Source organism: Prochlorococcus sp. MIT2304 (assembly GCF_059772405.1).
The window spans coordinates 1,690,614-1,703,408 of the sequence record NZ_CM186286.1 but is presented as its reverse complement, the minus strand read 5'-3'; the positions used below and the strand labels follow the sequence as shown (position 1 = coordinate 1,703,408).

Sequence of the window (12,795 nt, the reverse complement as noted above, 5' to 3'; positions counted from 1 at the left end):
TTTATGCGGAGAAGTTTACGAGATGCACTTGTTGGATTTTCACTATTAGGTGGATTGGTTATCTTTTCAGGAGCAATGCTTTGGTTAAGAGATTTTCGTTTAGGCTCTAAAACATGGGAAATATCTGCGAGCTTTAAAGATGCAAGTGGTCTTGCCAAGATGTCTCCAGTTACTTATCGAGGAATCATTGTTGGTTCTGTTCAAAAGATAAATTTCACCCCAAATACTGTTGACACTAAAATTAAATTAAACAGTGATAATCTGATTTTACCAAAACCCGTAATAGCTAAAATAGTTACAAGCTCTATGCTTGGCGGAGATGCACAATTATCATTAGTTTCATTGGGCAAGTCATTAAATAGAAAAGAAGTAATTACAGTCAAAAAAGATTGTCCTAATAAAAGAATTTTATGTTCTGGAGACAAGATTAAAGGTATAAAAATGACAAGCATATCTAGTTTAACGGAGGGTATAAATGGAATAATTGATGAAGCAGATAGACAATCAATCGTCAATAAAATATCGGAATCTATTCAACAATTTGATAGAACCCAAGCCAACCTTGATGAACTTGTTTTATTATCTAAATCAGAACTTCTAAGAGCAAAACCTATCATTTCTGAATTAACAAAAGCTTCTATTCATTTAAATAATATTCTTGAAAGTCTCGACAATCCGAAGACCCTTAAAGATATTCAGGAGCTTGCCGCAACATCTACTTCACTAACAAAGAAAATTGATCAAATGAGTTCAGACATGGGAAATATTATGGGAGACAAAGAACTTTTAGATGCTTTAAAAAGAGTGACTATAGGTTTGGGTAAATTATTTGATGATATATATCCTTAAAAAAACGAGTTTCAGGTGACGCTATTAATTGCATCCATTGCAATTGAAGCAATAGCTTTATCACTTGCCTTGGGTAATTGAACATATTTACCACCAGATGCCTCAGCCAAATCTTTTCCCATACCGCTTGCAATAAACTTTCTTTCTGTATCAATAACAAGCAACTTAATGCCAAGTGCTCGATAGCGAGAAGCAACATCAAGAACTTCTTGCTTCAAGTCAGGAGGTTCTTCTCCCTCAAGAATAGGTTGACCTAATGAAGTACTTAATGGAACATTTCCTCTTCCATCAGTAATCGCGACGACGACGACTTGGCCGAGATCTCCTGTTGCTAAAGCATTTGCTCCTACTCGTGCCGCTTGAGTCAATCCATGTGCAAGCGGAGAACCTCCCCCACATGGCATTGCCTCAAGTCTTCTTTTTGCAGCAGTGATTGATCTTGTAGGAGGAAGCAAAACTTCTGCTTGATCTCCTCTGAAAGGAATAAGAGAAACCTCATCTCTATTTTCATAAGCTTCAGTTAGCAAACGAATAACAGCTCCCTTGGCACTTTGCATTCTATTTAGAGCCATTGAACCACTTGCATCAACCAAGAAAATAACTAATGCACCAGCCTTGCGCTGTAGTAATTTTGCACGCAAATCACCCTCTTCAACAATAACTTTTCTCTTAGGTTCTCTTTCTCTTCTAGCTTTTTGGTAAGGAGCTGCAGCTCTTAAAGTTGCATCTACAGCAATCCTTCTTACAGGACCTCTTGGAAGAATTGGTTTAACATATCTACCTCGGTTATCACTTAAAACAGCTGATCGACTTCCACTATTTCCACTCTTTGATTTGGCAGATGAAAAAAGCAACAAATCAGGATCAACAGCACATGCTTCAGGATCAAGCATAAATTCTTCAGGGATGGGAGGGGAAGACTCTTCATCTTGCTCTTCCTCTTGATCTTCTTCTTGATCTTCTTGTTGATCATTATTGTCCTCCGAATCTTCTGGAGGCGGCGGCGGCGTCTGATCTTCTGGCGCTGGGGGCTCCATTTCCTCTTCTGAGGGCATCTGCATTGCCCTTGGAGCAATTACAAGTCTTACTGCCGCCTTTAGATCTTCTGCGTCAACTAAATCTCTCCCGCATAAAGCAGCATGAGCCTTTGCAACTCTCACTGCATACAGCTCTGACCTATGACCTTCCACGCCTCCACGAATAGCCTCAACAACTAAGTATTCAATTTGATCCTCACTGATTTGAACATCTGGAAGCCATTGCCTTGCTAAAAGTAATTGCGTTGATAGAGATTCTGTATCTTCAGCCCATTTCTTAGAAAAAGCTTCGCTCGACTGCCCATGAGAAATAGCAGACTGGGTTATTTCAACTCTTTGTTCATTTGTAATTAATTGATCTGCAGACAGCACAATTGCAAATCTGTCCAAAAGATGATCCCGCAATGCCCCTTCTTCAGGATTGTAAGTAGCAATCAATAGAGGTCGACATGGGTGACTTAAACTCAATCCTTCTCGTTCAACTTTATTTTCTCCTGCCCCAACCGAAGCCAAAAGAAGATTAACAATGCCATCATCCAATAAATTCAATTCATCTATGTACAAAACTCCTCTGTGAGCTTCAGCTAGCAGCCCGGGCTGAAATACTGGTGTTCCACTTGACAACGAAGCAGCAACATCCACAGCACCAACAAGCCTATCTTCGGTTACTCCCAAGGGAACCTGAATAAAAGGAGCAGGCACAACTTTTTTAGGGAGATTTTCTATGTCATTAGTATTTTCAAGATTGCCAATATTTTTCGTAAATAGCTTTTTAGTCAAATCATCCCACTCCCCTGAAAAAGAAGGATCTAAATTTCTACCCGCTGGATAAATAAATGAATCATCATCACCTCCAATATTGGTTAATTTTTCTAAATCAATTATTTCTATAGGAGGAAGAAGTGCGTGCAACCCTCTTGCTAAAACCGATTTACCAGTGCCACGACCACCTGCAATGATCACACCTCCCAACCCGGGATCAACAGCTGCAAGCATCAAAGCAAGCTTTAAAGTTCCATGACCTGTAATTGCAGCCAAAGGGAAAGAACGATTAGCTCTATCCATGACAGCTATGTCTTTTTTAACCGAAGACATATTGTTGTTTTTCAATTCGCTGGGAACCATAGGGTTGGATAAATCAAGCAAATTTTTAAAAGTCTTTTAATATTCGCATGACTTATGCAAAACAAAAACCAGAATTGAAACTCGTCATCTCAATAGGCGCTAATATCCCTGGCATTCTTGGAGATCCCATAAATACAATCGTTGCCATAAGGCCGCAAATAGAAAAAAGCATACTTGAGTGGAATGTTGATTTAAATTATCCAAAAAATCACTCTCAAAATATTGATAAGTCTTTATCTTTTCAATGGGCGCCGCTGTTTGAGACTGAGCCTCTCGGGGTTCAAATTAACCAACCTAAATTTATTAATACTGTACTAGTTGTAGAAGGGAAGGGATTCGCCAGCGTTAAGCCAAACGAAAAAGCAGCTATCTGTTTAATGAAGAAATTTTTAGAATTAGAAAAAGTCGCAGGCAGGAAAAGAGGAAACACACAATCATTACGGGGGCCAAGATCTTTAGATATTGACTTCATTTCTTGGGGAGAACTGCAGGTAGATACCAAAACTCTGATTTTGCCACATCCAAGATTAAGTGAAAGAAACTTTGTTTTAATTCCCCTTACAGAAGTTTTATCAAAAGCTCAAGGGAAACCAACAAGAATACATTCTGAAAACATATGGCCTGAATAAGACTCGTAACAAAAATCACCAACCTTTTTTCAAAAAATCAGTCATCCTATTACTAATAAAAAAAATGCATGTCTATTCCAGGACCTGAACCATCAAAAATTATTGAGACAAAGGCTTGTCTTGATGCAAAAAAAATTCGTTTTGAAATTAATAAATTTCTTTTACCTAATTCAATGGAGGGCGAATTTGGAGTCATTCGTCATCCTGGAGCTGCATTGGCAGTCCCAATAACAGATTCTGGAGAAGTCGTTATTCTTCGTCAATACAGATTTGCTTGCTCAAGAAGAATTCTTGAATTTCCAGCTGGAACATTAGAAGCTGGTGAAAGTCCTCTTGAATCAATTAAAAGAGAAGTCCAAGAAGAAAGTGGTTACTCTGCTAAAAGATGGGACAATCTTGGAGAAATGCTTCCATGCCCAGGATATTCAGACGAAACAATTCATCTTTTTCTTGCAAGAGAATTAACTAAACTTGACCAGAAGCCAGAGGGCGATGCAGATGAAGATATTGAAGTATTAAAAATTGCACCCGAAAAGTTAAATGAAATCATTGCAAGTGGAGAAGAATCACTGGATGGTAAAACTATTACTGCATGGTTCAGAGCAAGCCAAATCTTGAATAAAAAATGACAAAGTATCGATCAATATTTTGGCATAGAAGAGATTTAAGAATTGAAGACAATATAGGTCTATTTGAAGCAAATAGAAATTCAAAAAGTCTCATAGGATTATATATTTTAGATCCTAATCTTTTAAATCTCAATAAAACCACATCTGAGGCTAAAAATTGGTTTTTGTGCGAAAGTCTTTTAGAGCTTCAAAAAAATTGGATAAAGAGAGGAAGCCAATTATTAATATTGAATGGAGATCCTATTAAATTAATTTCTAAATTAGCTGATTTAATAAAAGCTGAATGTATTTACTGGAACGAAAATATTGAGCCCTATGAAATCAATAGAGACAAAATAATCACAGAGCAGCTTAAAAAAGATAAAAGAAAAGTATATACATTTTTAGATCAATTAATTGTTGATCCAATTAATATAAAAACAAACAATCAAGAACCTTATAAAGTATATGGACCTTTTTATCGTAAATGGATTGATATAATCAGTAAGACAAATATAACCAATAAAAATTCAATAGATATCTCAATAATATCTGAGAAAATTCAAGGTCTAGATGATAAAGAATTATCACTCATTAAAAACTCAGATTTAAACTATTGCATAACAAAAGAAAGCAAGCCTATTTATGATTTACTTTCTTTCAATAGATTCAAGGATACCAATCTTTGTCCTTGTAAACCAGGCGAGTCTGAATCAATAAAGCAATTAAACTTTTTCATAAATTCAGGAATTATAAATTCATATAATGAAGCAAGAGATATTCCATCATTAGAATCAACTTCTAATCTAAGTGCTGCTTTAAGTCTAGGGACAATAAGTTGCAGGGCAGTATGGAACGGGGCTCAACAATCAAAAAATCTAGCGACAAACCAATATCAAATAAATTCGATTGATACATGGATAAAGGAACTTGCTTGGAGAGAGTTTTATCAAAATGCTCTTATTAATTTCCCAGAGCTTGAGAAAGGTCCATATAGAGAAAAATGGCTAAATTTTCCATGGCAAAATAACTCTGATTGGTTTGAAGCTTGGGGAAATGGATTAACTGGTATCCCAATAATTGATGCTTCAATGAGACAACTTAAGTATTCTGGATGGATGCATAATCGTTGCAGAATGATTGTTGCTTCTTTTCTAGTAAAAGATCTTTTAATTGATTGGAGATGGGGAGAACTTTTCTTTATGAAAAGCTTGGTTGATGGTGACTTGGCATCAAACAATGGAGGTTGGCAATGGAGTGCTAGCAGTGGAATGGATCCAAAACCTATGAGAATATTTAATCCATCGAGACAAGCTTCGAAATTCGACGAGAATGGTAATTATATCCGAAAATGGATTCCGGAGTTATCACACATTTCGACGCCTAATTTACTTTCAGGTGAAATAATTTCTGCAGAGAGAAATGGCTATCCAAAACCTATAGTAAACCATAAAAATCAAACATCAATTTTCAAAGAATTATATTCGAGTATTAAGTAAATTATTTTTTAAAAATTTCCTTTATTTTATCAATTACATATGATTGCTCAATAGATTTCAACTCGGGGAAAATAGGTAAACTAATTACCTGACTACATACTTTTTCAGTAATAGGTAGAGACCCTTCCTTATACCCTAACTCTTTATATGCAGGTTGGAGATGTATCGGTATTGGGTAATAAATTATTGTATTTACGCCAAGCCTTTGAAGTTCATTTTTAAATAGATCTCTACTAAGATTAGAGAAAACATCCTTGGAAGTAAATTTTAAATTTTCAACAAAAGATTTATCCATTATTCTTATTGCAAATTGATTCCAAGAATGACTAGAATTATTGTTAAAAGTAAAAGATGGTAATTTAATTGAATCTATAGTTGATAACGTATTTATATAATTAATTGCTATTACTTTTCTTTGCTCAATCCATTTATTTAATCGAGCTAACTTAACATTTAAGATTGCAGCTTGTAATGAGTCGAGTCTGCTATTGTATCCAATTCTTGTATGAAAATATCTCTTTGGCATGCCATGAATAGTTAATTCCCTAATTATTTTTGCCAAATCATAATCATCAGTAGTTATGGCTCCTCCATCTCCTGCTGCACCTAAGTTTTTAGTAGGGAAAAAACTAAAACAACCCACATCCCCATAACTTCCTACGGGTTTACCTCGCCAAAGAGCACCAGCTGCTTGCGCACAATCTTCTATAACCTTTAGATTATTTCGTTCTGCAATTGCAATTATTTTATCCATATCCAGTGGATGACCAAACAAATGCACAGGTAAAATAGCTTTTGTTTTTGGAGTTATTGCTTCTTCTATTAAATCCAAATCCATAAGATAATTTTCAGGATCAATATCTACAAAAACCGGCCTAGCTCCTACACTTGTAATTGCTTCTGCAGTAGCAAAAAAACTAAATGATGAGGTGATCACCTCATCACCTTGTCCAATATTTAATGACCTTAACGCAAGAATTAATGCATCAGTTCCACTATTGCAACTAACTGAGTAAGAGGTTTCTATAGCCAAGGCAAAAGCTTTTTCGAAGGAAGTTACCTCTTCTCCTCCGATATATTTTCCGCTTCTAAAAACCTTTATTAAAGCTTCTTCAATCTCTTCTCCAATTTCAGAAATTTGAGCTTCAAGGCTAAAAGGAGGTATTTGCATAACTATTTAAATTAAGTTGCAAGAATGAACAATCAAAAAGAAGCTCATTAATTCATCCAAACCACTCAGGCTCCATTCCAGGATGCCATTTGATGTTGCAACCAATAGAAGGTTTTTGATGAGATGAAATATCTTCTCCCTTTAGTAATGATTTGAGTGCTAAACGAATATCATCACCAGAAACAGGTATTTCATTGCCGGGACGACTTTCGTCCATTTGTCCCCTGTATTTCAACGTTAAGCCTCCATCTGAAGAAGGCCAAAAAATATAAAAATCAGGCGTGCATGCGGCTTTAAGCGCCTTTGCTAATTTTTGATCAGAATCGAATAAATATGGAAACTTCCATCCCAGACGATTAGCTTGAGAAGCAAGTAATTCTGGCGCGTCTTGCGGGTGTGTTTTTACGCTGTTGCTAGAAATAGCCAAAAATTGAACGTCATTACCAAAAGAATTGAATAACTTTGTGATTCCACTTTCTACATGTTTAACAAATGGACAATGAGCGCATATGACCATCAAAAACAATGGTCTTTTTGTTAATTCAAAACTACTGATATGAGTAAGACCTTTTAAAGAGTCATTCGGAGCAAGGTTTACGCCTGAAACCACATCTAAATCAAAAGCAGGCAACTGAGTTCCTAATGGAAGCATTGTTGAAGCAGTTCGAACCATGATTCTTATACTTTTGGGGGTTAAAGGATTACAGAACTTTTAACTATATATTCATTTAACTATGAGTCTTAGCCCTAAATAAGGGACAATTAGTAATACTAACCAAATGAGTCCGAAAGATGCTTCTCGATCTTAGTGGCAAAAAAATCCTTGTTACCGGAATAGCAAACAACAGATCAATTGCCTGGGGCATTGCACAACAGTTAAAAGCAGCTGGAGCTGAACTAGGAATCACATACTTGCCCGATGATAAAGGTAGATTTGAAGCGAAAGTAAAAGAACTTACTTCTCCTTTAGATCCAAGCCTGTTTTTACCACTTAATGTGCAAAACTCCTCTCAAATTGAGGAAGTTTTTGAAGCCATTAAAAATCAATGGGGACAGCTTGATGGACTAGTTCATTGTCTAGCGTTTGCAGGAAAAGAAGAATTAGTAGGTAATTACAGTGCGACTTCTTCAGAGGGCTTCTCCAGAGCCTTAGAAATTAGCGCTTACTCACTCGCCCCATTATGTAAAAATGCAAAACCTCTCTTCAGTAAAGGTGCAGGCGTAGTCACTTTGACGTATTTAGGAGCAGAAAGAGCGATTCCCAATTACAACGTAATGGGAGTTGCCAAAGCAGCTTTGGAGGCATCCGTTAGATATCTTTCTGAAGAGCTTGGTCCTGAAAATCAGGTTCGAGTAAATGCTATTAGTGCTGGGCCAATAAGAACCTTAGCGAGTTCAGCAATAGGAGGAATTCTGGACATGATTCATAACGTCGAAGAAAAAGCTCCCCTAAGAAGAACCGTTACTCAAATCGAGGTTGGTAATACCGCTGCTTTCTTGCTTAGCGATCTTTCGAGTGGTATATCAGGACAAACTGTTTATGTTGACGCAGGTTATTGCATAAATGGAATGTAATTCTAAGCCAACTCAAATTGCTAATCAAAGATGAAAAAAACTAGAGCAGGCGAGATTAGTAGGAAGACTAAGGAAACTGACGTTTTGGTGAAGATTGATCTTGATGGTTCTGGAGTATGCAGTGCAAATACCGGGGTTGGTTTTCTAGACCATATGATCCAACAATTATCTAGTCATGGATTATTTGATATTGAAGTAAGAGCTAATGGAGATACTCACATAGACGATCATCACAGCAATGAAGATGTGGGGATTGCTATTGGACAAGCTTTGTCAAAAGCATTAGGTGATCGAGTTGGAATAAAGCGCTTTGGTCATTTTTTAGCTCCACTTGATGAAGCTCTTATTCAGGTTGTGGTTGATTGTTCCGGTCGGCCACATTTAAGTTTTGATTTAGATATTCCTTCTCAAAAAGTTGGCACTTACGATACTGAGTTGGTTAAAGAATTTTTCGGTGCTGTTGTTAGTAATGGTGGTTTAACTCTCCACATCAAACAACTCGCCGGAAATAATACTCACCACATAATTGAGGCTACTTTTAAATCTTTTGCAAGAGCTCTTCGCATGGCTACTGAAATTGACCCGAGAAGATCAAGTCAAATTCCAAGCAGTAAAGGAGTTCTGGAACAAGCTGGTCAATAAAAACTACATATTTTAATAAATCCTTTTGACCTTTAGCTCGCAAAAATAAGAAGTTTAAGCGAAAATTATGTTTCAATCAAATCAAAATAGTGGCAGTTAGTTATTTAAAAAGAGAATCATCACCACAGCAAACAAGCTTCAGCAAAGAAGATTGGTCAAGTGCATATTGCAATGTTGACAAAGAATTAGATCAGGCTGAACTCAAACTGGTAAAAGGATCTATTCCTGAACAAATTTCTGGTACCTTTTATCGAAATGGACCAGGCAGATTAGAAAGAGGCGGGAGGTGGGTCCATCATCCATTTGATGGAGATGGTATGATTGCTGCCTTCAAATTTGAAAATGGGAAAATAAGCCTGACAAATCGTTTTATTCGTACAAAGGAGTGGACAGAAGAAGAAAAATCCCAGAAATTTCTATATAGAGGTGTATTTGGAACTCAAAAAGAAGGCGGGGTATTAGCTAATGCTTTTGATGTAAGGCTAAAAAATATTGCTAATACTCACGTAGTAAAACTTGGAGATAATTTACTAGCTTTATGGGAAGCCTCCAGTCCATATTCACTTAATCCAAACACACTGGAGACCAATGGTCTATCTGATTTAAATGGAGTTTTAAAAAAAGGTGAGGCATTTAGTGCTCATCCTCGATTTGACCCAGGCCATCATAAAAGTCAAAGAATGGTCACTTTTGGGGTATCTACGGGTCCTAAAAGCACAATCAGATTGATGGAATTTTCCACAGAGGGTGAAAATATTGGCTCTCTTTTAAGTGATAGAAAAGATTCATTTAATGGATTTGCGTTCTTGCATGATTTCGCCATAACTCCAAACTGGGCAATATTCCTGCAAAATGCTATTAGTTTTAATCCTCTCCCGTTCCTACTTGGACAAAAAGGAGCCGCACAATGTTTAGCTTCCAAACCCGATGGGACCCCAAAATTTTTACTAATTCCAAGGGATTCTGGCAAATTTGCTGGTCAACCTCCAAAATCTGTTGATGCCCCTAAGGGTTTTGTTTTTCATCATCTAAATGCGTGGGAAGACAATGAAAAAATCAATATTGAAAGTATTTTTTATGATGATTTTCCTAGCATTGGACCTGAGGATAATTTTAGAGAAATTGATTTTGATCTTTTACCAGAAGGAATTTTGAAAAGAAGTGAAATCAATCCAATAGAAAATACATTTACCTGTTCAACCATAAGCAATCAATGTTGTGAATTTGCAATGGTCAATCCTCATTTTGAAGGACAAAAGGCACGCTTTAGTTGGATGGCAACTGCCGAGCAAAAGGAAGGCAATGGGCCACTCCAAGCTATAAAAAAAATTGATTTAATAGACAATAAAGAGATTAGTTGGAGTGCTGCTCCTAGAGGTTTTGTAAGTGAGCCAATATTTATTCCTTCCAAAGAATCAAGATCAGAAGAAGACAATGGATGGGTAATTGTATTGGTCTGGAATAGCATCAGATCTGGAACTGATTTAATAATTCTTGATTCTAAAGATCTTAGTGAAAAAGCTATTCTTGAAGTTCCTATTTCAATCCCTCATGGATTACACGGAAGCTGGGTTGAAAACTAGTAAGAACAAGATTTTTACAGCACTAAATCTACTTATTTATTCAATTTAATAGCTTTTTCAATTCTGGTATGAGTAATTTGAATGCATTCCCCCTATGCCCAATCTCCTTCTTTTTTTCGTGATCCATTTCCGCATAAGTTTCACCTAATCCAGAAACTTCAAAAATCGGATCATATCCAAAACCATTTTCCCCTTTCGGGGAAAGAGTTATTAAACCTTCGCAGAAGCCTGAAACTTCTATCATCGCTTTACCCCCACTAGCTATACATAATGCACATTCAAATTTAGCTTTTCTATTTTGAAAAGGTTTTAGCTCTGCTAATAGTTTTTCAATTCTTTCCTCATCTGAATTTGCGTACCTAGAAGAATAAATCCCTGGAGCCCCTTCAAGAGACTCAACACTTAACCCTGAGTCGTCAGCAAGAGCCATATTACCTGTTACCTCACTAACAGCAATCGCCTTGATTCTTGCATTTTCCATAAATGTACTTCCTGTTTCCTCAATTTCAAATCCAACAGGTTGAGTCATTAAATTAAATGGAAAATCGTCCAAAAGTTTTTTAAATTCTGCGATTTTACCTTGATTGCCACTAGCAATTACTAGAGGGAGCTTATCCAAAACTATTGTCTATAAGTTGCTTTGCATAATACAAAGTTGAATTCACTTCTGTGCTGGATGGAGCTTCACAATAAATCCTTAAAAGAGGCTCTGTTCCAGAGAAGCGGAACATAAGCCAATGACTTTTATCAAGTACAAGTTTTATTCCATCAGTTGAAATAACCTCTAAAACTGATTTATGACCTATTGAAGATGGAGTTTTCTGTTTCAAAAAATTTTCCAAGTCCCTTCTCATTTTCATATTTTTGAGAGTTAAATCAATACGTTCAAAATGACTCTCGCCAAAACGAGCATGAAGAGAATCTATTTTCTCACCCAAGCATTTACTATCAGCAACTATTGACTCCATCAAAAGCAAAGCAGTAAACAAAGCATCACGTTCTGGCAAATGATGTCCAAATCCAACCCCCCCTGACTCCTCTCCACCAATAAGAACTTCTCTCGAAAGCATTTCTTCAGCAATATATTTAAATCCGACTGGCTTCTCGAGCACTTCTCTCCCCAAGTCCTCCGCAACAAATCGCATCAAGTCAGAGCCACTTACAGTTTTAACGACACAACCTGGCATATTTTTGAATCTTGCTAGATGCTCTATCAAAACAGGCATTAACAACTGTGTATTGCAATATCTACCTTTTTCATCTATCGCCGCAATTCGATCTCCATCTCCATCAAAAACTATGCCCATTGATAACTTACCCTCTCTGAACGAGTCCTTAACTTCTTTTATTAATTCAGATAAATAAGCTTTCATAGGTTCTGGTGGATTCCCGCCAAAACAAGGATCTCTGTTTGTTCTCAATTCATAAATAAGCTCATCACCATCAGAGCCAAATAATTCAGACATGCAGCCCGCAGCAGATCCATGCATTGGATCAACAAATATTTTCACACCCAATTTTCTCAAGCCATTAGCAATCAAAGGCATGTCAAATTTCTGACTAATCCCCAATAGATGTTGTTTTCGAAAATCAACTCTCTCTGTTGCGTCTTCAATTGGAATTGATATCCCTCCCGCGTCTAATCTTTTTTTAACGGAGTCGGTGAAAGAGCTATCAACTGATCCTCCAAAAGGACCTTTTATTTTTAAACCCAACCATTCGCATGGGTTATGACTTGCTGTAATAACAAGTGCACCAAGTGCATTTTCTTCAACTATTCCCCAACTACAAGAGGGAGTTGGCAGAGCAGAACAAGACAACAAAGGTATTAAATCTACTCCTCTAACTGCAGATGCAACCGCCTCAGCCAGCTCCTCTGCGAGGAAACGTCGATCATAACCAATAATTATTTTATTATTTTTTTTCTCCTTCGTATAAGCAAGCTCTTGAGCTGCTGCTGCTGAAACTTTAAGTAATCTTTCCAAAGTAAAATCAACGCCTAATATTCCCCTCCATCCATCTGTTCCGAAAGAAATGTCATCTTGAGTGAGATTCAACTTTTTCTTTTTCATCTTTA

The 12,795-nt window shown here is 36.7% G+C and carries 12 protein-coding genes; 7 read left to right on the top strand and 5 right to left on the bottom strand.

Annotated elements, in window-relative coordinates; all coding sequences use genetic code 11:
- Window positions 1-3 precede the first annotated feature (3 nt).
- Window positions 4-849, top strand: a complete 846-nt coding sequence (locus AC6EIY_RS09715) for an MlaD family protein (protein WP_498506702.1) — start codon at window positions 4-6, stop codon at window positions 847-849.
- An 11-nt stretch (window positions 850-860) separates the two neighbouring features.
- On the opposite strand, the gene bchD is transcribed toward AC6EIY_RS09715, so the two are convergent.
- Window positions 861-3,011 (bottom strand): magnesium chelatase ATPase subunit D, encoded by a 2,151-nt coding sequence (bchD, locus tag AC6EIY_RS09710; RefSeq protein WP_498508214.1) that lies wholly within the window; start codon window positions 3,009-3,011, stop codon window positions 861-863.
- A 47-nt stretch (window positions 3,012-3,058) separates the two neighbouring features.
- Here bchD and folK point away from each other — a divergent pair, with 47 nt between their 5' ends.
- The 3 genes from folK to AC6EIY_RS09695 all read left to right on the top strand — a co-directional run bounded on the left by folK (window position 3,059) and on the right by AC6EIY_RS09695 (window position 5,747).
- Complete coding sequence (gene folK, locus AC6EIY_RS09705) at window positions 3,059-3,640, top strand: 2-amino-4-hydroxy-6-hydroxymethyldihydropteridine diphosphokinase (RefSeq protein ID WP_498506701.1); 582 nt, start codon at window positions 3,059-3,061, stop codon at window positions 3,638-3,640.
- Between the two features lie 68 nt (window positions 3,641-3,708).
- Window positions 3,709-4,269, top strand: a complete 561-nt coding sequence (locus AC6EIY_RS09700; RefSeq protein WP_498506700.1) for an NUDIX hydrolase — start codon at window positions 3,709-3,711, stop codon at window positions 4,267-4,269.
- Complete coding sequence (locus AC6EIY_RS09695) at window positions 4,266-5,747, top strand: cryptochrome/photolyase family protein (protein ID WP_498506699.1); 1,482 nt, start codon at window positions 4,266-4,268, stop codon at window positions 5,745-5,747. Before AC6EIY_RS09700 ends, AC6EIY_RS09695 begins: the two co-directional genes overlap by 4 nt.
- Window position 5,748: 1 nt before the next feature.
- Here the strand turns inward: AC6EIY_RS09695 and AC6EIY_RS09690 are convergent, their stop codons facing one another.
- The gene (locus AC6EIY_RS09690; protein WP_498506698.1) at window positions 5,749-6,918 is read right to left on the bottom strand and encodes a DegT/DnrJ/EryC1/StrS family aminotransferase; all 1,170 of its coding nucleotides are present in this window, start codon (window positions 6,916-6,918) and stop codon (window positions 5,749-5,751) included.
- Window positions 6,919-6,970: 52 nt separating this feature from the next.
- Entirely contained in the window at window positions 6,971-7,591 is a 621-nt protein-coding gene (locus tag AC6EIY_RS09685) for a thioredoxin family protein (protein WP_498506697.1), read from the bottom strand.
- 119 nt (window positions 7,592-7,710) lie between these two features.
- Between AC6EIY_RS09685 and fabI the strand changes: the two genes are divergently transcribed.
- The 3 genes from fabI (at window position 7,711) to AC6EIY_RS09670 (ending at window position 10,718) form a co-directional block, all read left to right on the top strand.
- A complete protein-coding gene (gene fabI / locus AC6EIY_RS09680) occupies window positions 7,711-8,493 on the top strand; it encodes an enoyl-ACP reductase FabI (protein WP_498506696.1) in 783 nt (260 codons plus the stop codon).
- A gap of 30 nt (window positions 8,494-8,523) precedes the next feature.
- Window positions 8,524-9,135, top strand: coding sequence for an imidazoleglycerol-phosphate dehydratase HisB (gene hisB, locus AC6EIY_RS09675; protein WP_498506695.1), 612 nt, complete (start codon window positions 8,524-8,526; stop codon window positions 9,133-9,135).
- A gap of 89 nt (window positions 9,136-9,224) precedes the next feature.
- The gene (locus AC6EIY_RS09670; RefSeq protein ID WP_498506694.1) at window positions 9,225-10,718 is read left to right on the top strand and encodes a carotenoid oxygenase family protein; all 1,494 of its coding nucleotides are present in this window, start codon (window positions 9,225-9,227) and stop codon (window positions 10,716-10,718) included.
- 40 nt (window positions 10,719-10,758) lie between these two features.
- Here AC6EIY_RS09670 and rdgB read toward each other — a convergent pair whose 3' ends face one another.
- Both rdgB and AC6EIY_RS09660 read right to left on the bottom strand, forming a co-directional pair.
- Window positions 10,759-11,337, bottom strand: a complete 579-nt coding sequence (rdgB, locus tag AC6EIY_RS09665) for an RdgB/HAM1 family non-canonical purine NTP pyrophosphatase (RefSeq protein WP_498506693.1) — start codon at window positions 11,335-11,337, stop codon at window positions 10,759-10,761.
- On the bottom strand, window positions 11,330-12,790 hold the full coding sequence (locus AC6EIY_RS09660; protein ID WP_498506692.1) for a phosphoglucomutase/phosphomannomutase family protein: 1,461 nt from the start codon (window positions 12,788-12,790) through the stop codon (window positions 11,330-11,332). The genes rdgB and AC6EIY_RS09660 overlap by 8 nt, the downstream gene beginning before the upstream one ends.
- Window positions 12,791-12,795 lie beyond the last annotated feature (5 nt).

What these genes read in the sequence shown, in the direction of transcription:
- hisB (WP_498506695.1), top strand. Translation starts at nt 8,524, where the DNA reads ATGAAAAAAACTAGAGCAGGCGAGATTAGTAGGAAGACTAAGGAAACT.
- AC6EIY_RS09660 (WP_498506692.1), bottom strand. Translation starts at nt 12,790, where the DNA reads ATGAAAAAGAAAAAGTTGAATCTCACTCAAGATGACATTTCTTTCGGA.
- AC6EIY_RS09690 (WP_498506698.1), bottom strand. Translation starts at nt 6,918, where the DNA reads ATGCAAATACCTCCTTTTAGCCTTGAAGCTCAAATTTCTGAAATTGGA.
- AC6EIY_RS09715 (WP_498506702.1), top strand. Translation starts at nt 4, where the DNA reads ATGCGGAGAAGTTTACGAGATGCACTTGTTGGATTTTCACTATTAGGT.
- bchD (WP_498508214.1), bottom strand. Translation starts at nt 3,011, where the DNA reads ATGGTTCCCAGCGAATTGAAAAACAACAATATGTCTTCGGTTAAAAAA.
- AC6EIY_RS09685 (WP_498506697.1), bottom strand. Translation starts at nt 7,591, where the DNA reads ATGGTTCGAACTGCTTCAACAATGCTTCCATTAGGAACTCAGTTGCCT.
- AC6EIY_RS09700 (WP_498506700.1), top strand. Translation starts at nt 3,709, where the DNA reads ATGTCTATTCCAGGACCTGAACCATCAAAAATTATTGAGACAAAGGCT.
- AC6EIY_RS09695 (WP_498506699.1), top strand. Translation starts at nt 4,266, where the DNA reads ATGACAAAGTATCGATCAATATTTTGGCATAGAAGAGATTTAAGAATT.
- folK (WP_498506701.1), top strand. Translation starts at nt 3,059, where the DNA reads ATGACTTATGCAAAACAAAAACCAGAATTGAAACTCGTCATCTCAATA.
- fabI (WP_498506696.1), top strand. Translation starts at nt 7,711, where the DNA reads ATGCTTCTCGATCTTAGTGGCAAAAAAATCCTTGTTACCGGAATAGCA.